The organism is Dethiosulfovibrio peptidovorans DSM 11002 (genome assembly GCF_000172975.1).
GTDB classification, from domain to species: domain Bacteria; phylum Synergistota; class Synergistia; order Synergistales; family Dethiosulfovibrionaceae; genus Dethiosulfovibrio; species Dethiosulfovibrio peptidovorans.
Window position 1 is genome coordinate 881,591 of sequence record NZ_ABTR02000001.1, and the last position, 25,409, is coordinate 906,999.

Genomic DNA, 25,409 nt, shown 5'->3' on the forward strand with positions numbered 1-25,409 from the left:
AGCTGCTATATTTGATCGTTTCGAACCGCCTTCGTGCCGACAAGAACTCTGATCAGCCCGAGGAGTCGGGCGAAAACGCTTTTTTCCGGATAGAGGACCCTGTACATGGCGGGAATCACGAAGAGGGTCAGTGCGGTCGAGGCACACAGACCGGATATCATGGCCCAGGCCATGGGAGGCCAGAGGTTGGACGAGGAGAAGGCCAGAGGGAACAGCCCGGCCGCGGTGGTTCCGCTGGTCAGCAGTATGGGACGGATCCGTTCCTCCACCGCCTTCGTGAGAGCTTCATGAACCGAAAGACCTTTTTTACGCCGAAGCTCCACCACGTCCAACAGCACTATGGCGTTGTTCACCACTATTCCGGCCAGGGCTATCACCCCAAGCAGGGACATCAGGCCGAAGGGTTCCCCGGACAACAGAAGCCCCGGTATGACCCCCAAAGACGCCAGCGGGATAGTTGCCAGGACCATGCCGACCTTGCGGAACGAGCGGAACCCCGCCAGAAGTATGCCTACGAGGACTATCAGTCCGAAAGGAGCGGCCAGGCTGAAGGAGCCCTGAGCCTCTCCGGAGGCCTCCGCCTCACCTCCTATCTCGAAACGGACTCCTTCGGGGAGATCCGTCTCAGAAAGAATCGGCAGCAGCCGAGTCATTACGTCGCTGTAGACGTAACCGTCTTCCAGATTGGACTGAACCGCCACGTATCGTTCCCTGTTCCTTCGGGATATAGCCGAGGGATGCCAGGCGATTTCAGTGGGAGCCACGGTCTGAAGAGGAACACCGGTGGAAGAATCCATCAAGACCGAGGAGACACGATCGGCACCGAAAAACACCCCCTTCTCGGAGCGTAGGACTATAGGCACCGGCTCCTCTTCCTGGCGATATTCACCGGCGGGCAGTCCCAGCGTCCGCCCCGAAAGAACCTGAGCCACCTGATCCCTGTACAGGCCGTAGCGAAACGCCGCCCCGGAGGAAACGTCGAACTCCAAAGACGGGTTTCCGTTTCCCAACGTATGCCTCAAGTCCACCATTCCAGGGATCCGTTTCATCGCCTCCATGACCCTCTCCGCTCCGAATCTCAGGTCTTTAAGGGAGTTTCCGTACAGCCGGATCTCCACCGGAGCGTCCACAGGGGTTCCCAAAACCAGTTCCTGGACCACCGAGTTCACCTGAGGAATTTCCTCTCCCAGGTAGGAGCGTATCTCACCTACGACCGAGTGGTTTTGCGACTGAGACGTCGTGAAAAGTATCATCTGGGCCCTGTGTGGATTTCTGGGGGCCGGTACGATGTTGGCGTAGAATCTGGGAGCCCCTCTGCCTATGAAAGAGGCCACCCGTGAGACCGACGGGACCTCGTTTTTCAGATGTCGTTCCACCTTCCCCACTATGCCGTCTATGGCGTGGATGTCCGCACCTTCCGGAAGAAACAGGTCTACCATGACCACGTTGCGGTCGGCGCCGGGGAAGAAATTCTTGCGGACGTGCTTGCCGTAACCTCCGACTACCAGCAAAAGGGAGAGACTCATCAACAGGATCAGTACGGCGTGCTTGGAGGAGAAAGCCCCTATGGCCCTGCCGAGATTGAACCGTCCACCGTAGTCGGCCGTGTTTCCTCGGCTTTTTCTGAAGGCCAGTGCCGCCAGAGTAGGGGTGACGATCATCGCCGCCAGCAGACTCAGGAAAAGGGTCAGGGTAACGACCTGAGGAATGGCTCGAAGAAACTCGGCGGCCTGACCGTGAGCCATCCAGAGAGGAAGAAATGCCGCGACGGTCGTTCCAGTAGCGGCGAGAAGCGGCGATCCCAGCTCTCTTACAGAATCCACCGCCGCGTCCATTCCGCCGCTGCCGTTTTTCATCCTCACCTCAACGCTCTCGGCCATAACTATGGCGTTATCCACCAACATGCCAAGGGCTATCACGAAGGCGGCTATGGAGATCTGGTTCAGCACCCCTCCGCAGAGTGCGTAGAAACCCAGAGAGGAGAGGACTATCAGTGGAATCACCGAGCTGACCACCATTCCCATTCGAAACCCGACGGAGAAGCACAGTATCCCTCCGACCAGGACCATGCTCATCAAAAGGGAGTTGGACAGACCCTTGAGCCTCAGATCGACGTAGTGAGGCTGAAAGGACACCTCCTCTATCTCCAGGGGAGAAAGTTTTTCCCTCATCCTCTCCAGGATTTTTCTTACGTCCTTGCCGAACTCGATGGAGTTGACCGGCGTAACCGGAACTATACCCAGACCTACCGCCGGATTACCCATATATCTCATACGATCCCGAGCGGGCTCGGAGGGACCGTGTATGACCTTGGCTATGGTTTTCAGAGGAACGGTTTCTCCCGACGGAAGTCTGACCGGGGTGTCCTCTATCTCGACGATGCTCTTGAACTCCGTATGGGCCTGAAGTGCGGCGCTCTTTTCTCCCATTACCAGGCTTCCTCCCGGCATGGTCCTGTTCTGCATGGACAGAGCCTGACGAAGATTCCGAGGGCTCAGCCCCATACGTTCGGCTGTGGAGTCGTCGTAGGCCACGGTTATCTGTTCACCCGGATCGGCGATCCTCAGCACCCGAGACACCGACGGAAGCCTCAGAAGCTCCTTTTCCAGGGCTATGGCGCCGTTTCGAAGCTCGAGTAGATCGGACGTTCCGCCTATAGCCACCACGATGGACTCGTAATCCATCATGCGGTCGTCCAGAACCAGACCGGTAACCTCCGACGGAAGATCGGGCCTGGCCTTTTCCATAGCCCGACGGACCTCGTCCCAGGCGGCGATGCTGTCCATCACTTCGTCGTGAAGGTGAATGAGAAAAAGAGCGCTGCCCCGACGGGCGGTCACCTTGACCCTCTTTACCTCCTTCACCTGAGAAAGCCGACGTTCCAGCGGGATCACCACCAGTCGTTCCACCGACTCGGCATCGGCCCCGGGAAAGACCGCCTGGATCATGCCGGCCCTGTAGGAGAGAGGAGGATCCTCTTCTCTCGGCATGGAGACCCAGGCCAAAACCCCCAACAAGGCGGCCCCCAGAAACAGGCTGTAGACGACCTTGCGCTGCCGTAGAATCCTTACGATCCATTCCATAGCCGAACCGCCACGATATCGCCGTCGGAGAGAAAGGCGTGTCCGCCTATTATCACGAGCTCTCCTTCTTTCATGTCGCCCTCTACCGTCACCGAATCACCTATCGCCTCCTCGGGCCGAACCGGAACCCTTACGGCGACTCCGTCTCTGACCACGAAGACCGAGTTGCTCTCGCCGTCTCCGTTGCATACGGCCGCCACAGGAACGAGGAAACGCCCTTTAACCGGTAGCTCGAAGATCGCCTCGGCTGTCATGCCCGAACGAAGCCATTCCACCTGAGAGAGCCCTATCTTCACCGGAAAGAGGACCCCTTTCTGGTCGTCTCCCAAAGCATCTCCCACTGAAAGGACCTTTCCGGAGATCTCCTTCTCGCCGAGCATCGGGAAATTGATCTTTAGGGTTACCCCCTTTTTCACCGAGCCCAACATGGTCTCTGGAACGGATATCTGTAACTCGACGTCTCTATTTGCCAGCTCGACTACCGGGGTTCCCGGAGTCAGATATTCTCCCGGCTCGGAACAGACCCTTGTCACCACTCCGTCGAAGGGGGCTCGGATATGGGTCTCCTTCAGCTTTCTCTCCGCCTCCTTCAACTGGCTTTTCAGGACCTCGCAGTTGGCCCGGAGCCTGCTAACCGAGGTGCTCTGTCTCTCCATATTCTGGGTGGAGACGACTTTTTCCCGATATAGCCCACTGGTCCTCTCGAGATCGGCCTCTCCCTGATTCAAAGCGGCCATCCCCTCGGAAAGAGCCGCCTTTTTCATCGCCACTAGATGGGAATACTCGCTCGAGTCGATCCTGGCGATCTCCTCTTTGGAACGAACGGCGTCTCCCACCTCGACCGATCGGCTATCGAGCCTTCCGGACACGAGAGGAGCTATGACCGCCTGCTTCAGAGAGCGGGTGACCCCGAAAAAACGCACCTCCCTGAACGGCGGAGCCGCCTCGATCGATATAGCCATGACAGAAACGGCCTTCGTGCCTTCCTTTCCCTCCGCCGAGAGGGTCTCCAGGGCATTTCCGTTCTTATACAGGACGAAGAGACCCCCTATCCACAGGCAGAAACCGCATGCGACACCGAACTTTCTCAGCAGGGAGCCGACGACGGACCGCCTTTTTTCATCAGAAGAAATCCTCCTGAAAAACATGTTCATCACCTCCGATGGTGCGTATCAAAAGCTCTCTAAGGGCCTCGGAGGCCCTTTTACGGGCCTCTTCACCCTCCCATTGGTCGACGCTGTGCTCAAGCTCCGCCACCAAAAGGACCAGATAGGTGGCGGTCTCTCTGGGCCGGGATATATTCATCTGGCCCGCCTCAACTCCCTCCTCTACCAGCGAGGTAATCAGAGGAAGAAAAAGCTCTATCGCGTCATCCTTCAACTTGTCGTGTATCTTTCGATGGATCACGTCGTGCAGGTCCATCCGAAACTCTTGGCCTTCGTGAATGGTCAGAAGGTATTTGACTATCCTAAACAGACGTTCCTGAGGAGAAAGCTCCTTCATCGCAGCTATTTCCCTTGATCCGGACAGCATCTCCTCCTGTACATCCTCCCCTAGATAGCGAAGGATATCCTCTTTCGACGAGAAATAAAGGTAGAAGGTTCCATGGGATACCCCGGCCCTATCGGTCATGTCGTCTATGGTGGTGCCGTCGAAACCCTTTTCCCCGAAGAGCTCCCAGGCTGCCTTGACGATCTCCCTCCTGCGTCTAGTCTTTTTGTCCTCTTTCTTCCCCTGCATGATGTCTCACTCCCAAAAAGTATTATTCATCAAACTCTCGAGCCGAATTATGACTGACTGTCAGTCATATGTCAAACACAAAAAAAGAGATCCACCGAATTTAATTCGGCAAACCTCTATTTTTGCCTCGCTATATGATACATTTGGAAACTCTCGTCCGAGCGTTTTAAAGGTGTCCTATAGCCACTTTTTCCTCCTGAAGTAGGCCACCATCCCGGCTCCGACGGCTATCATAACGATCCAGACCACCGGATAGGAAAAACGCCAGTCCAGCTCTGGCATGTACTTGAAGTTCATGCCGTAGACCCCGGCTATGAAGGTAAGGGGAATGAATATGGTGGCTATCACCGTCAGTACCTTCATTACCTCGTTCATCCTGTTACTGACGCTGGATAGATATGTATCGTGCATTCCGGTCAGAAGCTCCCGGGAGGACTCGACCATGTCTATAACCTGGATCGTGTGGTCGTAGAGATCCCGAAGAAACGCGTCGAGGTCGTTTCCAAAAAACGATGCATCCGATTTCTGGAGTTTTCCCACCGCCTCCCTGAGAGGCCAGACCGCCTTTCTGAGGGTCATGACGTCTCTCTTGAGTTCGTGTATCCTCTGGAGATCGTCGGACCTGGGGTCGCTAAGCAGCCTGTCGTCCATGTCCTCTATGACATCTCCGATACGCTCCACCGAAAGGAAGTAATGGTCCACCACCGCGTCCATAAGGGCGTAGGCCAGGTAGTCCGATCCGTTGCCCCTCAACCTCCCCCTGGAGGCCCTCAGCCTCTCCCGAACCGGCTCGAACACGTCTCCCTCTTTTTCCTGAAAGGAGAGTACATATCCCTCTCCTAGGATCAGGCTGACGTGCTCGACGTCCACCGAGTTGGTCTCGTCGTTGTAGTTCATCATCTTCATAACCAGAAAAAGGTAGTCGGGAAAAACCTCTGCCTTGGGCCTCTGAGACGTGTTCATCAAGTCCTCTATCGTCAGAGGATGAAGGCCGAACCTTTTGCCCAGAGCATCCATCACCTTCAGGTCGTGAATGCCGTCCACGTTGATCCATGTGACCCCTTCCGATCGGTATGGCCTATGAACATCGTCGAGGGAGAGGGCACCCTTCTCGACCAGATCTCCCCTATCGTAACTGATCGATCCTATTCGGACGGCCTCGGACCTGGATTCTCCGATGAAGACCGGAGTTCCCGGAACGGTTCCTCTTTTGGAGCTCTGACGGGCAGACCACTTTTTTCTCTTTCTTTTATTCATCGTTCATTCCCCCCTAGATCATTTTATGTTATCCGGCACTTGTGCAATATACCCCATGGTGGTATATTGCCTCCAGATATTCTGGAAGGAGAGTGGTCTTGGTGGAGAAGATCGTTATTTTAGGAGGAGGCCCGGCTGGTATAACCGCCTCCAAGATGTTGAGGAAGAACAAGCCGGATTGGGACGTCACCATGGTGAGGCCCGAGCCCTCCAGCCTGATCTATTGCGCCATTCCCTACGTGGTCGAGGGGCTTTTGGAGGCCGACGGGGTGTGCAAGTCGGACGACATAGTCACAGAGACCGGGACCAAGCTGATAAAGGACAGTGCCACCGAGGTGGATTTCGACAAGAAGACGGTGAAGGTCTCCTCCGGCGACGAACTGCCCTACGACAAGCTTCTCATCGCCCTGGGAGCCAGGCCGGTTATGCCCCCTCTGGAGGGAATGGCAGGGGCTAAAAACACCTTTCCCGTAAAGACCGAGGAGGATCTAAGGGCCATACTGAAGGCAATAACCCCCGGCTCTCGGAAGGCTTTAGTTATAGGGGCCGGAAACATCGGCATAGAGATGGCCCAGGCCCTCAAAAAGAGGGGGCTGGACACCTACATGGTGGAGATGGCGAAGCACGTTCTTCCCGCCATGATGGACGGAGATATGGTCTCGGAGGTCGAGGCAGGGCTGAGGGATAAGGGAATAGATCTGATCACCGGAGTGGGGGTAGATTCCCTCGAGAGAAGAGGCGAGGTCGTATCCAAGGCCGTTTTGTCCGACGAAAGGGAGATCGTTCTCAACGACGAAGGGGAGGACGATCTGATCATAGTCTCCGTAGGAGTAAGGCCCGAGGTGGACATATTGAAGGGAACGGAGATCCCCATAGGGCCTATGGGGATACTGGTCAACGAGAGGATGGAGACAGGAGTTCCCGACGTATGGGCCGCCGGGGACGTGTGTCAGTATCGATCCTTCCTGGACGAGGAGATCATCGGAGGCAAGCTGGCGACCAACGCTGTTCCCATGGCCAAGGTGGCGGCCAGAAACATGATGGGAACGAACTGGACCTACGACGGCTTCGTCAACGGAGCAGCCACCGTCGTCGATCCCCTGAGAATCGGAGGAGTGGGCTTTTCCGAGGAGACCTGCGTAAAGAAGGGGATGAAGGTGGTTACGGGAAAGGGTAAGACCACCACCAGGTTCCCCATGATGCCCGGAGCCACCGAGGTGACGGTGAAGTTGATATTCACCGAGGAGGGCAAACTGGTGGGGGGCCAGGTTGTCGGAGGCGAGGCGGTAGCGGAGAGGATCGACACTCTGACCATGGCAATAAAGGCCGGTTTCTCCGTGAAGGATCTGATGTCTTTCGACTACTGCTCCCAGCCCTGGCAGACCTTTTTCCCAGCCTCCAACGCCATAGTGGCGGCGGCAGAGGACGGATGGAGCAAGCTTTAAAGGCACCTCTAAAAACTAACATCCGAGTCACCTCGTAGAGGTCGTCCCGCCTGCGCCCTGTCTCGCCCGAGCGTCTTTTCGACCTGCCTGTTTCGTACGGACCGCCTCGGAGGGCACGTCCTGTGCCCCCTCGGCTTGGGGCGACGTCCTGTCGCCCCATTCGTACTACACGACGGCAGGTCGAAAAGACGGGCTCGAACGGGCTCCGTCGGAACGACCTCTACGAGGATCAGCGTTTTTAGATATGCCCTTAAAGCAAGACCTTGGTGACGTAGGAACTGGTACTGGCGGCCAGAACCCCTCCGTAGGACAGGTCGAACTCAATCACGTCGCCTATCTTCAGGTCCCTCTCGCCGTCGGTCACGTCAAGTATCATGTGGTCGCTGCTGGCTCCGAGGATATCGGTCTTCTTGTCCCTCGGAGAGATGGCGTCGAGCCTCATGTCCTGCTGACCCACCGCGACGATGGCCCTCTTTCTGAGACCTCTGTCCTCGAAGACCGGCTCGTGACCGAAGGCGTCCAGTCCCTTTTTACCTATGGGGATCGATGGCTTGGTCTTGAGCTCTATGACCTCGGCGGCGAAGGTGAAGACGTCGCTGTGTAGCCCGGGAATCACGGTGCAGTCGGCGGTCTCCTTGCCTATGGTCATGGACTCGCCCAGGCGGAGCATGTTGATCCTCTCCGGGATGCCCCCTGAGAGAAGCAGTCTTATGGAGGACGAGTTTCCTCCGGAGACTATGTCGAGATGGATTCCGCATTCGGACTCTATGGAGTCGGCGACCGAGACAAGCTGTCCCAGGTTTTCCGGACTGGGAAGCACCGCTCCGTAGCAGCTGAGGTTGGTCCCGATTCCCTTCAGGATCAGCCCCGGCATGGACGCTATTTCCCGGGCGGTATCCACAGCCCTGTCGGGCCAAACCCCTTCCCGGAGGTCTCCTACATCCACCATGAGCAGCACCTGGTGTTCCTTTTTCATAGCCACTGCGGCCTTCGACAGGGCCCGGCAGGTGTCCACCTCGGAGACGAAGCTCATGTCGGCGAGCTCTACCGTCTCTCGGGCCTGGGAGATCATGGGAAGCCGGAGGAGTATCTTTGGTATGTCGATATCCCTCATCTTGGCCAGGTTCTCCAGACGACTGTCGGCGATCCAGTCGACTCCCGACTCTGCCTGGACCGAGGCTATCTCAGGCATTCCGCAGTACACCTTGCTGACCGCGGCGACCTTGATCCCCCGATCGTGGCACTCCTTGGCGAGCTTCGAGGTGTTCTCCTTAAGCTTCTCCCTGTCCACTATAAGCGCGGGATATCTCATTACCTTTCCCTCCTCGGTTCAGTCTTTCTCGTCCCAGTGCAGGCTCGAAAGCATGAGCTTCAGGGCGTCCTCGGGATAGCGTTTTGACAGCACTCCCAGGGATGCCATTATGTAGTCGTTGTCCACCAGTATCTTAGCGTCCGATTTGGGGAACAACTCCAGTCCCTTGCCGTGGGTGGTGGCGGTGGAGAGTATCTTTCTGTGCTGAGGGAGTCTGGTGAGGGCCCCTCCCGTTCCTATGACGTATTTTACCGCGGTGAGGTCCTTGCCCTCGGCGATGGTCCTCTTGCCGGAGGCACCGTAGAGCTGGCGAAGCCTTCCGGCGTGTCTCTCCATGGCGGTCAACATGGCTTCCTGAGCCAGCCTCTCGACGAACACCTTGGCCCGATCCGTGTCCGGTATGGCCTTGGCGCTCTCCAGGAGTTCGTCCAGGTCGGGGAAGTCCTTGATCAGCTCGTCTCGACCCATGGTCTCGACTATGTGTCTCATGTTGACGTAGACTCCCAGGTCTCCCTCGACGGTCCTCTTGGCCTCGGGCTCGGGGCTCACCAGAAGCCGGGAGATCTCCTCGCTTCCCTCTGTGACCGAGTGGACGTCGGTGGTGGCTCCGCCGACGTCGAAGATGACCAGGTCGCCTATGGCTTCCTTGAGCACCTTGGCGGCCTCCATGACCGCCCCGGGGGTCGGCAGGATGGGGCCGTCTATCATGTCTCGAACGGTGGTCATTCCGGGAGCGTGGATGATGTGCTCCTCGAAGACCTGCTGAATGACCGCTCTGGTGGGCTCGACGTTGAGCTGGTCGACCCTGGGATAGACGTTCTCCACCACGTAGAGTCTGATTCCCTTTTCCTCGGCGATCTCTTTTACCTCTTCCTGGTTTTCGACGTTTCCAGCGTATATGACCGGGATCTCCAGTCCGAGCTCCGCTACCAGCTCGAAATTATGAAGCGCCGTGTCCCTTTCGCCGTAGTCGACCCCTCCGGCCACAAGTATTATGTTGGGCTTTATCTCGGAGATCTTTTTCAGGTCGGTACGACGCATCTTTCCCGCCGTGACGTGCTTGAGTATACCTCCCGCACCGAGGGCCGCCTCCTTGGCGGCTCTCACCGTCATGTCGTAGACCAGGCCGTGGACGCTCATTCTGAGACCCCCGGCGGCGCTGGAGGTGGCAAGCATCTCGTCCCAGGATAGATCTTCGATCCCCAGATTGGATTTCAGGTCTTCTACGGCGCCTCTCAGGCCGACGGTGACATCGCCTTCCAGTACCGACGTGTAGGACTGTCCCTGCCCGATGAAACTGGGGCAGGGACCGCCGATACCGTCGAAGGCGTTGACCACCGTGGTGGTGCTCCCTATTTCCGCGACCAACACGGCTACTTTCATCTTTTTAGTCCACCTGTCCTCTACGGTACTTGATAAGGAAGCTGGCTACGTCGATGCCCTTGGATCCCCGGCCGAAACCGGCGTCCATTCCGGCGTCCTTGGCTATCTCGTTGGTAACCTGGGTTCCGCCGCAGGCCAGTATCACCTTATCCCGGATGCCCTTCTCCACGCAGAGCTCGTGAAGCTTGCGCATGTTCTTGATGTGAACGTCGTCGTGGGTGATTATGGTCGAGGCCAGTATGGCGTCGGCGTTGGTCTCTATGGCGGCGTCCACCAGTTTCTCCACCGGACAGGAGGTGCCGAGGTAGAGGTACTTTATGCCGTATCCCTCGATTCCACCGTGTTTTATGTCCAGGGTTTCCTTCAGTCCGACCGAGTGCTCGTCCTGACCGACCGTGGCGGCTACGACGAAGATCGGGTTCTCGGCTATGTCCGCCCGGATCTCCTCCTCCGACAGGGTCTCCTCCTTCTCGGGGATGACCAGTTCGTTTATGTCTATGTCGAACTTGACCTTGCCCTTGAACTCGACATAGGTTCCCTCGGAGGGGTGCATGGCCAATTTATGGACGACCGTGACGTCCTCCAGGCCCATCTTCTCGCCGCACTTTATGGCAGCGAACTCGGCGGTGCGCTCGTCCACCGGCAGGAAGAGGTTGACGGCGATTATTCCATCCGCCCTCCACTCGACCTCGGGCTTGATGAGGTTGGTCTCGTAGTATTTCTCCAGATCGGCGAGACGGACGTTGACGTTGTCGTGTTCGTCCAGCTCGTCTATGAAGATTATCTTGGAGGGATCCTCGAAGGTGTCTCCCCCTATGGCGGCGGAGGCCTTGCCGTCGAACTCCTCGGGGATGCAGTTGTAGCCGTAGTGAACCGACACTGGGGCGAAGTAGTCAGGATCGCGCTGGAAGAGCATTCCCGCTCCGACTCCGCCGTCGGCCTGGCGGGCTATTCCGTCGCCGTTACGCTCGGGATAATAGCCGCTGTCGACGAAGAAGCCGTCCTCGACAGCCTTGAAGTAGCCTCCGACCTCCAGGATCTCCTCCATGAAGAGGACCGCCCTCTCTTTCAGCTCACGGACGACGTCGCCCAGAGGTCCCTCTCTGTCGAGCTTGACCATCTCTCTGAATCCGTCGAGACCGTTGAGGGCGTGTCTGGCCGTGTTGACCCCCGCCACGTTGTTGTAATGCCACGGCACGTTACGGCCTTCGTCGGGGGTTATGGTGGACTGGATGTCGGCGCTGGTGAGCCTGGAGATGACCAGGTTCAGAGTGTGGGTGACAGAGGCCTCCCTGAGGTCCGACTCCATGTACTTGGTGTTCTGCTGGGCTCTCATCTTGTAGTCGCTGAAAAAGTCCCTGAGAGCCACGGCATAGGGCAGGTCGAGCCTCATGCAGGGGGCCGGAGGAGCGGTCGGAGGAACGGTGGAGAGAGCGATATTCTCCGGTTTCAGCCCCACCTTACGGGAGAAGATGCTGTTTATGGCATGCTGCACCATGAGTTCCGGACGGACCTTCCAGGCCTTCATGGCGGTGGCGTTGGCGTTGTGGGCTCCGTCGATCTGGAGGATGTCCGCCCAGGCCATAATCTTCTTGGCCTCGCAGGCGTCCACGAAGCTCCTGACCATGTTGACGTTTCTGTAGAGGATGTTGTATTGGGGATCCTGATGGGCTCCGTTGACCCCTTCCTCGGCGAACATGACGGCTATGTCAGGTCCCGCGACGCCGGAGATATAGGAGTGGAAGTTTATGAGACGCCCCACCTCTTCCTCGACTGCGTCGAGGGCCTTTCTGGTGGCTCTAACCTGCTTCCTGGTAACGGCTATTCCGCCGATACCCTGGGTGGTTCCCTCTATGAGGGAGTCTATGTGAGACTGTCCGGCGGTACGGATGACCATGAGGTGGTCCGCTCCGTGCCAGGCGGCCATACGCATCCTGCGGATGTCGTCCTCGAAACGACCGGAAGCGATCTCCGTGGTGATGACGCAGTCCGGCTGGGGGTCGATGTAGCCGAATCCCCGGCTGCCGGGAAGAGGGATCGAGTTCTTGAGTCCCTCGGAGGTCTCATGATACTCGAAATCTCCCACGGTACGGGGCTCGTTTCTGCCCTCTCTCCAGTGCCATCCACGACGCTTCGGTCTGTAATTCTCCAGGTCCTTGAGGATTTCCTTTACGTCCAGCCTCTTGTTGGGATCGAGATTCATGGTCATGGTCCTATCCCCTTTCCTCGAAGAGGGTTTCCGCTTCGTCCCAGTGCTTACCCTCTGCCAGAGCCAATCCAGCCTCTCTCGGCGACACTCCGAGCTTCTTGGATAGACGCCAGACCACGTTGCCCGCTCCCTTGGGCATGAGCCCCTTGGCTATGACTCCCTCGACTATGGGTTTTGCCTCCAGGCTGGAGAAACCCATCCTGAGGAGGATACTACGCTCAACCGCAGGGGTGGTGTGGGTCCTTCCCATCTCCAACATGGGATCGACCATCTTCTCGGCCAGCTCCCAAAAACGGGCCTTAAGTTCTTCTTCGGTCAGGTTCGCCAGGTGTTTACGCCTGGTCTCAAAATCATCGGTTCTTTTCATGTTTTCTCTTTCCCCCCATACTACGAAATAGAAATACCAAAACGGGCCACGGGGCTCCGTCGAGACTCCCGTGGCCCATGTCATCAAAGATCGGTCAGAACGGAACGGACGAAGCCCTCGTCGGTTTTGGTCTCGACGGCCAGGAACGAGACGTCCTCGGCCGATACCTCGCCGGTAACTCCGCACTTAACGACGGAGTTGCGGATGTAGGATCTGCGGGCCTTCTCCAGGTCGAACTCCCTGAGCTTGATGGAGCCGGGGTCGTCGGGGAAGACTATGTTCTTGCCCGGAACCTCGCTGTCGGGATCGCCGAAGAGTACCTCCACGCCGTTTTGCTTGGCGAAGCTTATCTGAGGCATAGGGTGCTTGCCCGCTCCGGTGTACTCGGTCTCCTGGACCACGATGGTCTGATCCATGTCCATCTCCTGGGCCAACACGAAGGCGGCGGTCAGGGACGTGTTGCCTGCCGGTCCCCTCTCCAGCCCTTCCAGCACGGCTAGAGCCTCGGTCATGTAGAAGACCTCGCCCTGCTTGACCAGCAGATAGCGGTCCATATAGCGCAGAGGACGGGCGGCGTTTCTCGGCACATCCGCCCGATCGGGCCATGTGGCGAAGGGTATGCCGAAGCCGGTGTGGCCGGTGGTGAAGGACTTGCGGTTGAAGTCGTGATCCGAGGCCATGTGAAGCCCGGAGAGATCCACCGAAGCACCGATTATCCTGGTCCCCTCCGACTTGGCCTTGATCAGCCCTCTGGCCGTTCCGGTAAGGTTGCCGCCTCCGGCGTTGGTGACAACCACGGCGTCGGGATCGGAACCTATTCTGTCCCTGAACTGCTGGGCTATCTCGTATCCCAGGGTCTCCACTCCGGCTATCCCGAAGGGAGTATAGAGGGATGCGTTGAAGTAGCCCGTCTCCTCCAGAAGACAGAGAAAGGTATAGAACAGCTCGGGACCTACCGTGAGCTGGACGACCTCGGCACCGTATGCCTCGCAGGCCCTCTGCTTCTCCAGTATCTCCGGCTGACCTATCATCCTACTATCATAACATTCCTGAATTATTATGCATTCCAGACCATGCATGGCGGCCTGAGAGGCCACGGCGGCTCCGTAGTTGCCGCTGGTGGCGGCTATGACGCCCTTGTAGCCGTGCTTCTTGGCGTGATAAACGGCGGTGGCGGCCCTGCGGGCCTTGAAACTGCCGGAGGGGTTAGCCGCCTCGTCCTTGACGAAGATCCTGGCTCCCTTGCCCTTCGGGGCGTATTTCCTCGCCAGGGCCGTGATGTTCTTCATCTCCAGCAGAGGAGTGTTCCCGACACCCGTCTCTCCCTGAATATCCTGGATCTCTTCGAGGGAGTAACCGGCCTCCTTCATCATCCTTTCGTAGTCGAAGGAGATGCCGCCGCTCTCGAAGCCGGTATAGTCTATGCCGATGGCCTTCTTCATTATTTCGTTCTTGCGGCCCATTACGGCCTCATAGGACATGTCAAGGGTCATCTCGCCACCTCCCCCTTCATGAGCTTCTTGAGCTGGACGTCCACCTTGAGGAACTCGGGAACGAAGTCGCCGAAGTCGTGGACGTAGCGGGGATCGATGGCGCAGAGCTCTCCCGTTACCTTCCTGCCGGTCATGGTCTCGACGGTTATATCGTCTCCGATCTTGCCGTCGGACTGGGCGAATCCCTTCACCCAGAGCAGAAGAGGGGTCTTCTTCGTGTCGTCCGGCACCTGAGGCGCCCTACCTTCGGGGGTCAGGACCGTCTGGCGGACCTGGACCCAGTCTCCTTTTCTTGCCTGTTCCATGGTTGCCTTCACTCCTTCCGAACTTAGCGAGGAGTAGCTAATCCTCCTCGATCATGGCCCTGACGTCGCCCATTATTGCTCTGGGCACCGGCAGGTCCAGCATGGTCTTGAGACCCGGACGGGAGTTGATGACGTGAGGGATCATGTTGACGCACATAGCGATGGTGCCAATTCCACCAGGGATCTCCGGCTTGTTGGCCATGTTGACGTCCGGGGTGCCCTTTATGATGACGTAGTCTCCGGTGTCGACTCCGCCGAGCTGGGGCTCTATCTGCTGGGGGTGATCCATCTCTATTTTGACCTCGCCGTCGACAGTTCCGAAGCCCTTCATGGAACATCCGGCCACGTCTCCGGCCTTGGCGAAGCCGTAGGGAGACTTGCGGTCCACATGGGTGACGATTGGCTCCATGGTCTGGGAGAACTTCTCGACCTTCCAGCCGATGGCGTCGGCGATCATGTTGATCGATTCGGAGAAACCGACGTGTCCGGCCAGCTCGCCGTTGGCGCTCTTGGTACGGAACTCGTCCTCAGTGATGCCTATGCCCTGTTCCTCCATAACGGCCGGACCGAAGGGGGACAGGCTGTTGACCCTGCGGGCTATGATGTGGTCGACCGATTCGCAGGCACCGGTGAAGAGGACGACCAGCAGGTCCATCATCAGGCCGGGGTTGATGCCGGTGCCGAGGACGGTGACTCCGTTGGCCTTGGCCAGCTTGTCTATTTCTGCGGCCAGCTCCGGCTCCTGAGCCTTGGGATAGGCCATCTCCTCGGCGCTGGAGACCACGTTGATCTTCCTCTCGACGACGAACTTTATCTTGTCGAAGGCACCCTTGACGAAGGAATCGGTGCAGAGAAGCACCACATCGGCGGCTCCGGGAACGATGACGTCCTCGGCGGCTCCGATAAGGACGTCGGGGCGGTCCCCTCTGGGCATATCGAGGAAATCGTACATGCTCTTGCCCAACTTGGCACCGCGGCCTACGACGCCGACTATCTCGAATCCGGTCTTCTTGAGCATCATCTCCGCCATACCTCTGCCCATCGCACCAAGACCCCAAATGATTACCTTAACGTTCTCCTTACGCATCTCGTGAACCTCCCCTGAAAATTGTGTCCCCATCGCAGCGACGATCCGCTGTCTCCATAGACCATGGCCTCAACTTAAAACCCTAAAAATGAACTTTAGATCAAAAAAAGTACAATCTCTAGGCACAACATACACCGAATTATCGAAACTGTCCAGCCCCTTAAAAAAGGTCTATTCAAAGTTTTTTTCCAGACCTTCAGCCTTCCCCGATCCCTTGCCCCATGGGAGCTCGAAAAAAAACGATCTCTGTCATTTCACAATAATGGGTCTATTGTGCTATTATGAATATACGTCGCGAAACTAGGCTTTTCCGGGCCGGCCTATCTCCGAATCTCCGAGAGATAAGCGAAACCCCTAGAGAAGATGAGGTCATGTTTCACACTACGGCGAAGGTCCCGGAAAAAACCTACCGTCTGGAGGTGTTAATCTCGAGAGACAGAACGACAAAAGATCCATAAAAGACGCTAAGAACGCTTTTGAAAAGGGGAAAGGAAAGGGTATCTCTATATATCGAAAGGAGGCATTACATTCAAATGAATGCATCTGAAGGCCGAAGACCCAGCTTTATGGAGGCGGCGGTACTGCTGATCATCTGCGCCGGTCTCATAAGCTACGGGGTTCTGAAACTGGGGGCGGACGCCCATATTCCCATCATACTGTCCGCCGTACTGGTGTCGCTCTGGGGCGCTTTCGTTCTCAAGTTTCCCTGGCAGTCCATAGAGGAAGGCATCATTCAGGGAATAACCATGGCCCTGCAGGCCATTTTGATACTTATGATGGTAGGTCTGGTCATAGGCTCCTGGATACAGAGCGGAGTCGTTCCCAGCCTGATCTACTACGGGCTTGATATTCTATCTCCCAAGATATTCCTTCTCGCCACCCTGGTTATCTGTGCCGTGGTCGCCCTGGCCACCGGTACGTCCTGGGGCACCTCCGGAACCGTCGGCATAGCCCTCATGGGGGTCGGAGCCGGACTGGGCATACCGGCACCGGTTACCGCCGGTATCATCATCTCCGGAGCCTACTTCGGAGACAAGATGTCCCCTCTGTCCGACACGACCAACCTGGCTCCCGCCGTCGCAGGGACCGACCTCTTCACCCACATAAGGGCCATGATCTGGACCACCGGCCCGACCTTCCTCATAGTGGCAGCCATAACCATCTTCCTGGGCAACAAATATTCCGGCGGAACCCTGGACATAAGCAAGATCCAGGCCATCCAGGCAGTCATGGCCGGAGAGTTCCACATAAGCCTGATGGGACTGGTTCCGCCTCTTATCGTCATAGGTCTCGCTGTAGCTAAGATCCCCGCTCTGCCGGGACTTTTCGCCGGAATCCTCTTCGCCTGCGGTATGTCCCTCTTCCAGGGATTCGGCTTCGGCGACGTAATAGGAGCCCTTCACTACGGCTACGAGGCCACAGTTTCCGGCCAGATAGCGGCGGCGGAGACAATCGACGCCGTATCCCAGCTCATGGCCCAGGGCAGCATCACCGGGGTAAGCCCCGAACTGGCCAAGGACGCAGGGGTTATGCTGTCCGACCTGCTCACCAGAGGCGGCCTGGATTCCATGATGTGGACCATCTCTCTAATACTCTCCGCCCTTTCCTTCGGCGGTATCATGGAACGCTGCGGCTTCCTCGAGGTCCTTCTCCAGACCATCCTCAAGGGCGTCAAGAGCGTCGGCGGAATGGTTACCTCGGTTCTGGCCTCCTGCTTCATCTGCAACCTGTTCCTTGGAGACCAGTATCTCTCCATAGTCATGCCAGGACGTATGTTCAAAAACGCATTCGAAGAAAAGGGACTCCACGCTAAAATGCTCTCCAGGACGTTGGAGGACGCCGGTACTCTGACATCGGTCCTCATTCCGTGGAACACCTGCGGGGCCTACAACGCTTCCGTCCTTGGAGTTCCCACGCTGGAGTACCTTCCCTACGCCTTCATGAACTACCTCAACCCCATCGTGGCCATAGTCATGACCTACCTGAACATCGGGGTTTTCTGGCAGGAAGGCAAGGAGCCCAAGAAGGCCTGATCTATGCCGGAAAGGGATAGCTCAGAGGTGTTCTGCCTGTCCAAATCCGGATACTATCCGGGCTGGATGAAGAAGTCCGCCTTCGCAACGGGATTGCTGCTGACGTCGGCGGGGCTCTGGAGGCTTTTCGGTCCCTCCGCCGGCGGCTTCGGCAGGATCTACCCTTACGTCTTCGTCGGGCTGGGACTGGTGTACTTCTCCGGCACGACCAAGAGGATCTACCTTTCCGAGGAGGGGGTGATCCGGGAGACCGGAAGCTTTCTGTCCAAGGGGAAGCAGGTTTTGCCCTGGAACAGGGTGGTCCACGTGACCTTGGTCACCAGGAAAAAGCAGTTCATGGCCTTCTTCGAGAAGGCTGGGGAGATAAAGGGGCTCAAGGTGCTCTTCGACATAGACCAGGAGCCTCAGGTAAGGGCCATCCTCAAGAACAGCTGTCCCAGAACGAAGATAAACACGATAACTCAATGATAAAAGCACCCCGGACCAATGTCCGGGGTGCTTTTATACGTCTCTTTTAGAATTTCACCGTTTTACGAAGGGAAAGACCGATCCTCCGTGAGGTATGACGTAGGCAGATCCTCCTTCGGGATGGAGCCTTGAGACCTCGGCCATGGCCTCCTCGACGGAGTTCACGGCGATTATCCCCGACCCCTCCAGGTCCGACCGTCTCAGCTCGGACACCAGAACGATGTTCGCCTTCAGGGCCTGATCGGCCAGCAGATAGCCCACGTAGCGAGGTATGGAGAACCTCTCTCTGAGCACCTTTTCCCTCGCCACCTGGTCGGGATAGCCGGTCAGTATCTCGAAGCACTCGTCGCTGCCCGATCCCTCGTCGCACATGGCCAGGACCACCAAGGTGCCCCCGTCTCTGACGGCCTCTATGGAGTTGAACACCGTCTTGGACGACTGATACAGGACCATGTCCTTTGGATATCCTCCGGCCGATGCCACCACCACGTCGGCCTTTCGATTCACCGTCACGCCGTTCAGGTCGTTCACCAGCTCGGTGCCTTTCAGATGTGCGGACCTCCACTGTCCCGACACGGCGGCGGCGATCCTTCCGTTTCCTCCCATTACCACGTTGAAGACGAAATCAGGATTCACCATGGAACAGGCCTCGTCCATGTCCAGGTGGAGGGGGTTGTCCTCCATGAAGGCGCAGCGGCATCTCATGTCCCTGCCCGTCTCGGGAGCCGATTTCAGCGCCAGAACGTGGTTGGCCTGTATGGCTTCGTATGAGGCCACCCCGGGAAGTATGGACTTTCTGCCCCCTCCCCATCCGGCCATGACGTGGTAGGTGACGGCACCGGTCAGAATCAATCTGTCGCACTCCGTAACCATGCGGTTGACCTCTACAGGGGTTCCTCTTGAGGTGGTCCCCAGAGAAACCAGCGAGTCTACGTCCCTGCAATCGTGGTCCACCACCTGAAAGCGGTCCGCCAGGTCTCCCAGAAGCAATCCGTGTTCCTCCGGCGTCTGGGATCTGTGGGTTCCGGTCGCGGAGATAAACTTTACGTCCTCCTCCTTAACCCCTCCCGCCAGTATCTCGTCCACCAGAAAGGGAAGGTAGACCGACATCCTCTGCCAGGCCCTTGTGACGTCGGAGACCACCACGCAGACGGTCTCGCCCGGAGAGAGCAGGTCCCTCAACCTGGGCGAGTCTATTGGATTTTCAAGGCCATCCAGGATGATTTCCTCCTCGGATACATCCCGAGGCGTCGGAGGTTCCAGCACCGATTCGAGTTTCAGATTTTCCGGAAGGCCCAGGGGAAGCTCCCCTTTTCCGTAGGCGAGAGTGAACTCCAAACTCATTTTAGTTCCTCCAATTGAGTCAGGCCGAACTCGTCGGAATAGCGCCTGAGCATGTCCTCCGTGGCCCGATCCAGCTCTATTCCCTCTCGGACGGCCCTCTCTCTGGCCTCTCTCTCCTTCTCGCCGTGGATGAATATCCTGTCGTGGCCGTCGGCCTTCTCGCTGCGCCGGACCGATTCCAATATGGAGGATACGCTGTCTTTTATGGCCGACTCGTCTCCGAAGACATCCAGCCTGGTGGCGGCGAAATAGTGGGTTATACCGCTTCCGCTACCGGGTTCCTGGAACGTCTCGGGGCTCCACCGTCCCAGAGATAGAGCGGAACATAGAAGCTCGACCATCAGCCCGAGCCCGTACCCCTTATGGCCTCCCAGCTCCTCGCCCTCTCCTCCTAAAAAGAGATGCCCTCCCAGAGATGATTCGCTCTTGAAGAGGTCCTCTATGTGGGACGCGTCGTCCGTGACGCTGCCGGTCTCGTCGACCACCCATCCCAGAGGCATGGGCTTTTTCCTCCTGTCGTAGACCTCCACCTTGCCGTGGGCCACCACCGGTGTCGCCATGTCGAGGAGAAACATCTCCTCTCCCGATCCAGGGATGGCCACCGCTATGGGGTTGGTTCCCAGCAAACGCTCCTTGCCGAAGGTCACTATGCAGCATTTCCTGGTGTTGGTCATGGCCACTGCCATACAGCCCCGCTTTGCCGCCCGTTCCGCCCAAAGCCCGGCCATTCCGTAGTGGTTCGAGTCGCGGACCACGCAGGAACAGGTTCCTATCTCCAGCGCCTTGTCCACGCAGCGGTCCATGGAGAAAGCCGCCACGGAGGGACCTATGCCGGATTTGCCGTCGACCACCAGGGAGACCGGCGTCTCGCGGACCACCTGAGGCTCCCTGTCGGTGAAGGCGAATCCCCCCTCCAGGTTTTTCCTGTAGAAGGCCAGCCTGGCCACCCCGTGGGACGGGACGGCCCTAGCGTCCGCCTCCACAAGCACCTCGGCGGTTATTCGGGCCTGAGATTCGGTATAACCCAGCCCTTTTTCAAGTATGTCCATAACATGTCTAGTCAGTCCGTCGTACGAAACTATCACTGTCGTATCTCCTTTCCTATGCCCTGTCTTCTCCGATTATCCTTCCGGCGGGCCGTCTGTCGATCAGTGCTACCAGCAGGAACACCGCTATGCACACCGGCCACTCCAGGTATATCACGTGGGAGACCACGTGGGTAGCGGGAAAGAAGGTCCATCCGGCCCATACGATCAGAGATGCCAGTATAGTCCAGAAGCCCGACCCCCTGCGGCACAGGGAGGGAATGAAGAGATCGGCAAGGATCAGAAGGGTGAAGGACGCCGTGACAGCCAGTGCGGAGGTAAGGGTCTTGAGGATGCCCACCACGGAGAGGGCCAGAAAAAAGGTCAGCACGCTGACGATCACAACGCAGATCCGGGAGAGAAATACCTCCCGTTCGGGATCAAGCTCCTTCTTCTGAAAGAAAAGGGGCTTCACCAGGTCCTCCAGGGTGAGGGTGGCGCTTCCCAGCAGAAGGCCTACCGCTGTGGATATGTCGGCGGCCCAGAGACCGGCCAGAAGCAATCCTCCTATGGCGGGGCTTATGGAGGTCACAAGGGCGGGCAGAGCCATGGCGGAGTTCTCCAGTCCGGGAAACTTGGCGGCTGCCATGACGCCGAAGAGGGCGCAGAGAAAGCCCACCGGAAGGATTATTATTCCTCCGAGGATGAAGCCGTTTCTGGCAGACCTGCCGTCTCTGGCGGCGAAGGCGATCTGGTTTATGGCCTGCACCGAGAACGCCTGGGTTATCATGACCGCCATCCAGGCACACACCATGGCGGTTCCCATGCCGGAGGTCCAGTCCAACCAGATATCCGAGGGAGGAAGCTCGGCCATTATGGGGCCGAAACCTCCAAAGGTTCCGGAGGCGCTGACCAGAGCGGCGATTATCCCTCCGTAGATGACCACCACGTTTATGACGTTGACCAGACCTCCAGCCAGATATCCGCCTATGAGGGTGACCCCGATGAAGATGGCGGCGGTGGCCATCATTCCGGTCTGGAAGGTGAATATGTCCGGAAGCAGAGCAGTGAGGACCGCTCCTCCCGCCACGTACTGAAGGGAGGTTATGACCATCTGGATGACCAGCTGGGCCACAGCTCCGAGAACCCTAGCTCCGGGGCCGAACATACGCCCCATCATCTCAGGCACGGTACGGACGTTCATCTTGCGGAAAAAACCCGCCGCCACGAGGCCTACGACGATTCCCGCCACACCCCAGGCGGCGTTGTACCAGCCGGCGGACAGGCCTTTGGTGTAGGCGTTTTGGGCCACTCCGACGGTGGAGGCCCCTCCGATGGCGAGACCGGCCAGCATGGCGGCCACCACGACGGGAGGCAGGTTGCGTCCGGCCAGGAGATACCCCATGGCCCCTTCGATATGGCTCCGTCTCTGTATCTGAAGGGCCTTGAGAGACACCCCGAAGAGAAGCGCTATGTAAGCTATCAAGATAATAAGTTGAACGTTCATTTTCGACATCCTTTCGCCGCTTTCAGGCTTCCCTCTAGGGTTCCACCCGTCCTCTTCCACCAAACGCCTTTTTTCTATATCCCCTCTCCTCTCTGTCGCTTCGCAGTTGTGCTGAAATAAAACAGGAAGCATAAAAAAAGGGACCGATCCCAGAATGGGACCGGTCCCGGAGATTCCAACGACGTCTAGACGTCGGTCCTCCCGAGAGGTCCCACGCATCTAAAGTAATAGCCGTACCAAAAAAGGCGATTGTTCGATACAGACGTCGAAATCATGGTTTTTCCTTTCCGCGGCTCGCAGCCGCAAAAAACGGTTGAGATGATATATACCACCTATCGGGGGGTTTTGTCAACGATAAAAAACATAACCCTCCGGTGGAAAGCTCTCCGATACTATCTTTCACCCATTTAGTAACACGATGAGGCTTTTTTGAGGCAAAAAACGCCAAATCGTGCTACCATACCCTAGTTAGCTAAAGCAAACAAAGGAGAGCGATAAAAGATGAAAAACGTAATAGAGGTATCGAACCTCTGTCATAGTTATGGATCCCGTTGGATATACAGAGGGCTCGATGTATCGATTTCCCCCGGCAAGGTCTACGGACTTCTTGGTAAAAACGGGGTCGGCAAGACCACCCTCATAAAGATCCTCATGGGATTTCTCCGTCCATCCTCGGGAAGATGTACCGTATTCGGCGAGGACTCCCACGACCTGAAACCGGCCACCAGAGCCAGGATAGGGCTTCTTTTCGAGGGACATCTGGCCTACGATTTTATGACCATATCCCAGATAGAGAGATTCTACGCACCTCATTATCCCCTATGGGACAAATCGAGATACTACGATCTGGTCGACCTGCTGGGGCTAAAGCCTAATCACAGAATAGGCGATATGTCCTGCGGCCAGAGGTCCCAGGTGGTCCTTGGTCTGATAATGGCCCAGCAGCCGGAACTGCTGATACTGGACGACTATTCCATGGGACTCGACGCCGGATACAGAAGGCTTTTTCTGGACTATATGTCCGAATATCTGAGAGGGACGGGACGGACGGTGTTCCTCACGTCCCACGTGATACAGGACATGGAGGGTTTCGTGGACCAGGTGATCTTTCTCGAGAGAGGCGGAGCCGTCAGGTCCACCTCGATAGAATCGTTCAAGGAGACCTTCCGATGTTACGAGCTTCCCAGAGACGAAGGATCCAGAGCACCCGAACCGAGAGGTCCGGTGAAGAACGTCGAGACCCACGGTGATCGGTGGGAGCTATTCGGATTCGCCGGTCCGGAGGAGATGGAGACGGGGCTCGACGCCCAGGGAGTGGACCCCTTCGGCCTGACTCCCCGGGATATGACCTTGGAAGACGCTTTCATAGGCTATACCGGGAGGTATTGATATGCTTCGATCGATAATATACAAGGAGCTTCTGAAGACCTGGAGAGGTTGGACGGCCCTGATGTTTCTGAATATGGCCGTCATTGCCTATATAGCCGCCGAGACCCGTAGTATGTTCGTGATGGACCATCCCGAAATAGTCTGGTACAGAGTGATGTATTTAGGATCCGTCCACTTCGGGAGCCTAAGATCCATTCCCCTTTTAACGGGAGCTCTCCTCGGAGCGGCCCAGTTTCTGCCGGAGATGAGAGACGAGAGGTTCCGGCTGTCCCTTCACCTTCCGGTGGAGCTTCACAAGGTCGTAACCGCACACGTGGCATTCGGGTTGTTCGCCCTCGGAGCCATCCTGCTGACCGACATGGGAATACTGGCTGTCCTGACAGCCAGCTACTTTCCCCTAGAGGCCGTTACGATGTCTCTCTGGACCGCCGCCCCCTGGTGCCTGGCCGGTTTCGTGGCCTACCTCGGGACGGCCCTGGCTTTGCTGGAACCAAAGTACCATTTGAAAGCGGCCCTTATAGCTGTGGCGATAGCCCTTTCGGAACTGTACATGTATAGGCCCTCTCCGGGGTCCTATCGAACGATTCTATCGACACTGGCCCTGTTCTCCGCGTTACTCGTTCCGGGAGTTCTTCTTTCGGCCTACAGATTCCGCTTCAGGAGGCTTTCTTGATGAGAAGGATATCCGCCGCGTCTCTGATCCTCCTCATAATCTCGGTCTCGTCCATATATCTTCCCATGGGGTACAGAAAGCTCTTCATACCGGATACGGAGAAGACCCATCTGCTCTTCAGCCCCATGACTAAGAATTTCGTCTACCGGGAGCAGCTGATAGGGGATATACCTGAGGAGGTGAGGTCTAAAGCGGACGATCACCATTCGGAGATCGCCTACGGAGACCAGGACGGCAACTACTACGGCAGGCTCGATTTCGAGAGGATGCTGCCTTTCATATATTCGAAGAACATGGATATGCTGGGGCTTCTGCCGATAGAGATAGACAGCCGATCTTTCGACATCGAGGAGATAAAGAGGGGCAGACAGGTGATGGAGATGACCCCGGAGAAACTTCGGAAACACAGCACCAGGCCGTCGGTGTGGCCCCTTCTGGAGACAGACTCGGGACAGGCGAGACTTGTCCTTCCCGACGACGTTTTCAGGATGACCGACGACAGGATGGAGTTCGTCAACGCCGACAGCAACCAGGTGGACCGGGAGCTTACGGAGAAATTCACCCGGGCACTGCTGAAGGAGGGATTCTCCTTCCCCGCCCGTTCCGTAAATTCCAGGGTGACGGTGCTGAAACCATTCGACGACGGCGTGTTCATAGTGGACCACGACTACGACGTGTTTCACGTCAAGAGGATGAAGGGAGAGCCTTTCGTCAGGAAAACCTCTATCGACCGGGACATAAAGACGAGGTACGTTCTCGTCTCGGAAAACCTGAGGAAGGTATATCACGGCCTCCTCATAGGGCAAGACGGCCGAGCCTGGCTGCTGGGATTCGACGATTACGAGACCATCCCCCTTCCGCTAGAGGGCTACAACCCGGACGAGATGGACTTGAAGATACTGACCGACCCTCTTTACGTGACCGCCACCTGGTCCGACGAGACGACCATACACGGCCTGGCGATGGATCGCTCCTACCGGCCCGTGGCTTCCTTCGACCATACCATGTCCAGGGCAGCGGACACGAGGGCGAAGAAGATCTACAGAGCCCTCTTTCCCTTTTCCTTAGACCTCGGACACAGACGGAGAGGAAATATGGAGATATCCTTCCGACTTGGAGATAGGACTGCCGTAGTAGGGATAGTTGCAGCTCTGACGGCGCTTCTTACCGTCGGTTCGTCGATCCGGAAGAGACGTCCCAAACCCTACGAGATCATCTTGGTGGCCCTGACCGGCCTGTACGGCCTGATAGCGGTCTTTCTGGTGGACCCGGAGAGATAGGACCGGAAA

General features: G+C 57.3%; 20 protein-coding genes. 6 read left to right on the forward strand and 14 right to left on the reverse strand.

Going from position 1 to position 25,409, the window contains the following annotated elements:
- Positions 1-5: 5 nt before the first annotated feature.
- From DPEP_RS04320 to corA, 4 genes are all read right to left on the reverse strand, one after another.
- Complete coding sequence (locus DPEP_RS04320; RefSeq protein WP_005659919.1) at positions 6-3,083, reverse strand: efflux RND transporter permease subunit; 3,078 nt, start codon at positions 3,081-3,083, stop codon at positions 6-8.
- A complete protein-coding gene (locus DPEP_RS04325) occupies positions 3,068-4,231 on the reverse strand; it encodes an efflux RND transporter periplasmic adaptor subunit (protein WP_005659921.1) in 1,164 nt (387 codons plus the stop codon). Before DPEP_RS04325 ends, DPEP_RS04320 begins: the two co-directional genes overlap by 16 nt.
- Positions 4,206-4,823 (reverse strand): TetR/AcrR family transcriptional regulator, encoded by a 618-nt coding sequence (locus DPEP_RS04330; protein ID WP_005659922.1) that lies wholly within the window; start codon positions 4,821-4,823, stop codon positions 4,206-4,208. The genes DPEP_RS04325 and DPEP_RS04330 overlap by 26 nt, the downstream gene beginning before the upstream one ends.
- 177 nt (positions 4,824-5,000) lie before the next feature.
- On the reverse strand, positions 5,001-6,080 hold the full coding sequence (gene corA / locus DPEP_RS04335; protein WP_005659924.1) for a magnesium/cobalt transporter CorA: 1,080 nt from the start codon (positions 6,078-6,080) through the stop codon (positions 5,001-5,003).
- A 101-nt stretch (positions 6,081-6,181) separates the two neighbouring features.
- Between corA and DPEP_RS04340 the strand changes: the two genes are divergently transcribed.
- The gene (locus tag DPEP_RS04340) at positions 6,182-7,525 is read left to right on the forward strand and encodes an NAD(P)/FAD-dependent oxidoreductase (protein ID WP_198003032.1); all 1,344 of its coding nucleotides are present in this window, start codon (positions 6,182-6,184) and stop codon (positions 7,523-7,525) included.
- Positions 7,526-7,775: 250 nt separating this feature from the next.
- Here the strand turns inward: DPEP_RS04340 and DPEP_RS04345 are convergent, their stop codons facing one another.
- The 7 genes from DPEP_RS04345 to ord form a co-directional block, all read right to left on the reverse strand.
- Entirely contained in the window at positions 7,776-8,837 is a 1,062-nt protein-coding gene (locus DPEP_RS04345) for an alanine/ornithine racemase family PLP-dependent enzyme (RefSeq protein ID WP_005659928.1), read from the reverse strand.
- Positions 8,838-8,855: 18 nt separating this feature from the next.
- A complete protein-coding gene (locus DPEP_RS04350) occupies positions 8,856-10,220 on the reverse strand; it encodes a GlmL-related ornithine degradation protein (RefSeq protein ID WP_005659929.1) in 1,365 nt (454 codons plus the stop codon).
- A 4-nt stretch (positions 10,221-10,224) separates the two neighbouring features.
- Positions 10,225-12,429 (reverse strand): D-ornithine 4,5-aminomutase subunit OraE, encoded by a 2,205-nt coding sequence (gene oraE / locus DPEP_RS04355; RefSeq protein ID WP_198003033.1) that lies wholly within the window; start codon positions 12,427-12,429, stop codon positions 10,225-10,227.
- Positions 12,430-12,433: 4 nt separating this feature from the next.
- Positions 12,434-12,796 (reverse strand): ornithine aminomutase subunit alpha, encoded by a 363-nt coding sequence (locus tag DPEP_RS04360; RefSeq protein ID WP_040383030.1) that lies wholly within the window; start codon positions 12,794-12,796, stop codon positions 12,434-12,436.
- Positions 12,797-12,879: 83 nt separating this feature from the next.
- A complete protein-coding gene (ortB, locus tag DPEP_RS04365; RefSeq protein ID WP_005659932.1) occupies positions 12,880-14,289 on the reverse strand; it encodes a 2-amino-4-oxopentanoate thiolase subunit OrtB in 1,410 nt (469 codons plus the stop codon).
- Positions 14,286-14,594: a 2-amino-4-oxopentanoate thiolase subunit OrtA gene (gene ortA, locus DPEP_RS04370; protein WP_005659934.1), complete on the reverse strand. Its 309-nt coding sequence runs from the start codon at positions 14,592-14,594 to the stop codon at positions 14,286-14,288. Before ortA ends, ortB begins: the two co-directional genes overlap by 4 nt.
- Before the next feature lie 37 nt (positions 14,595-14,631).
- The gene (gene ord, locus DPEP_RS04375) at positions 14,632-15,681 is read right to left on the reverse strand and encodes a 2,4-diaminopentanoate dehydrogenase (protein ID WP_005659935.1); all 1,050 of its coding nucleotides are present in this window, start codon (positions 15,679-15,681) and stop codon (positions 14,632-14,634) included.
- Positions 15,682-16,214: 533 nt separating this feature from the next.
- Between ord and nhaC the strand changes: the two genes are divergently transcribed.
- Positions 16,215-17,714, forward strand: a complete 1,500-nt coding sequence (gene nhaC, locus DPEP_RS04380; protein WP_005659937.1) for a Na+/H+ antiporter NhaC — start codon at positions 16,215-16,217, stop codon at positions 17,712-17,714.
- Positions 17,715-17,717: 3 nt separating this feature from the next.
- Positions 17,718-18,182, forward strand: a complete 465-nt coding sequence (locus tag DPEP_RS12705) for a hypothetical protein (RefSeq protein WP_005659938.1) — start codon at positions 17,718-17,720, stop codon at positions 18,180-18,182.
- Positions 18,183-18,236: 54 nt separating this feature from the next.
- On the opposite strand, the gene DPEP_RS04390 is transcribed toward DPEP_RS12705, so the two are convergent.
- The 3 genes from DPEP_RS04390 to DPEP_RS04400 are packed head-to-tail and all read right to left on the reverse strand — an operon-like array spanning position 18,237 to position 22,037.
- Positions 18,237-19,526 carry a nickel-dependent lactate racemase family protein gene (locus tag DPEP_RS04390; protein ID WP_005659940.1) on the reverse strand — a complete coding sequence of 430 codons (1,290 nt, stop codon included), beginning with the start codon at positions 19,524-19,526 and terminating at the stop codon, positions 18,237-18,239.
- Complete coding sequence (locus DPEP_RS04395) at positions 19,523-20,611, reverse strand: Ldh family oxidoreductase (protein WP_005659942.1); 1,089 nt, start codon at positions 20,609-20,611, stop codon at positions 19,523-19,525. Before DPEP_RS04395 ends, DPEP_RS04390 begins: the two co-directional genes overlap by 4 nt.
- A gap of 16 nt (positions 20,612-20,627) precedes the next feature.
- The gene (locus DPEP_RS04400) at positions 20,628-22,037 is read right to left on the reverse strand and encodes a sodium:solute symporter family protein (protein ID WP_241760460.1); all 1,410 of its coding nucleotides are present in this window, start codon (positions 22,035-22,037) and stop codon (positions 20,628-20,630) included.
- Positions 22,038-22,559: 522 nt separating this feature from the next.
- Here DPEP_RS04400 and DPEP_RS04405 point away from each other — a divergent pair.
- Genes DPEP_RS04405 through DPEP_RS04415 form a run of 3 tightly spaced genes read left to right on the forward strand, consistent with a single transcriptional unit; the run spans position 22,560 to position 25,400 of the window.
- Complete coding sequence (locus DPEP_RS04405) at positions 22,560-23,447, forward strand: ABC transporter ATP-binding protein (protein ID WP_005659945.1); 888 nt, start codon at positions 22,560-22,562, stop codon at positions 23,445-23,447.
- A gap of 1 nt (position 23,448) precedes the next feature.
- Positions 23,449-24,120, forward strand: a complete 672-nt coding sequence (locus DPEP_RS04410) for a hypothetical protein (protein WP_005659947.1) — start codon at positions 23,449-23,451, stop codon at positions 24,118-24,120.
- Positions 24,120-25,400: a DUF4857 domain-containing protein gene (locus DPEP_RS04415; protein ID WP_005659949.1), complete on the forward strand. Its 1,281-nt coding sequence runs from the start codon at positions 24,120-24,122 to the stop codon at positions 25,398-25,400. The genes DPEP_RS04410 and DPEP_RS04415 overlap by 1 nt, the downstream gene beginning before the upstream one ends.
- The last annotated feature ends 9 nt before the right edge of the window (positions 25,401-25,409 follow it).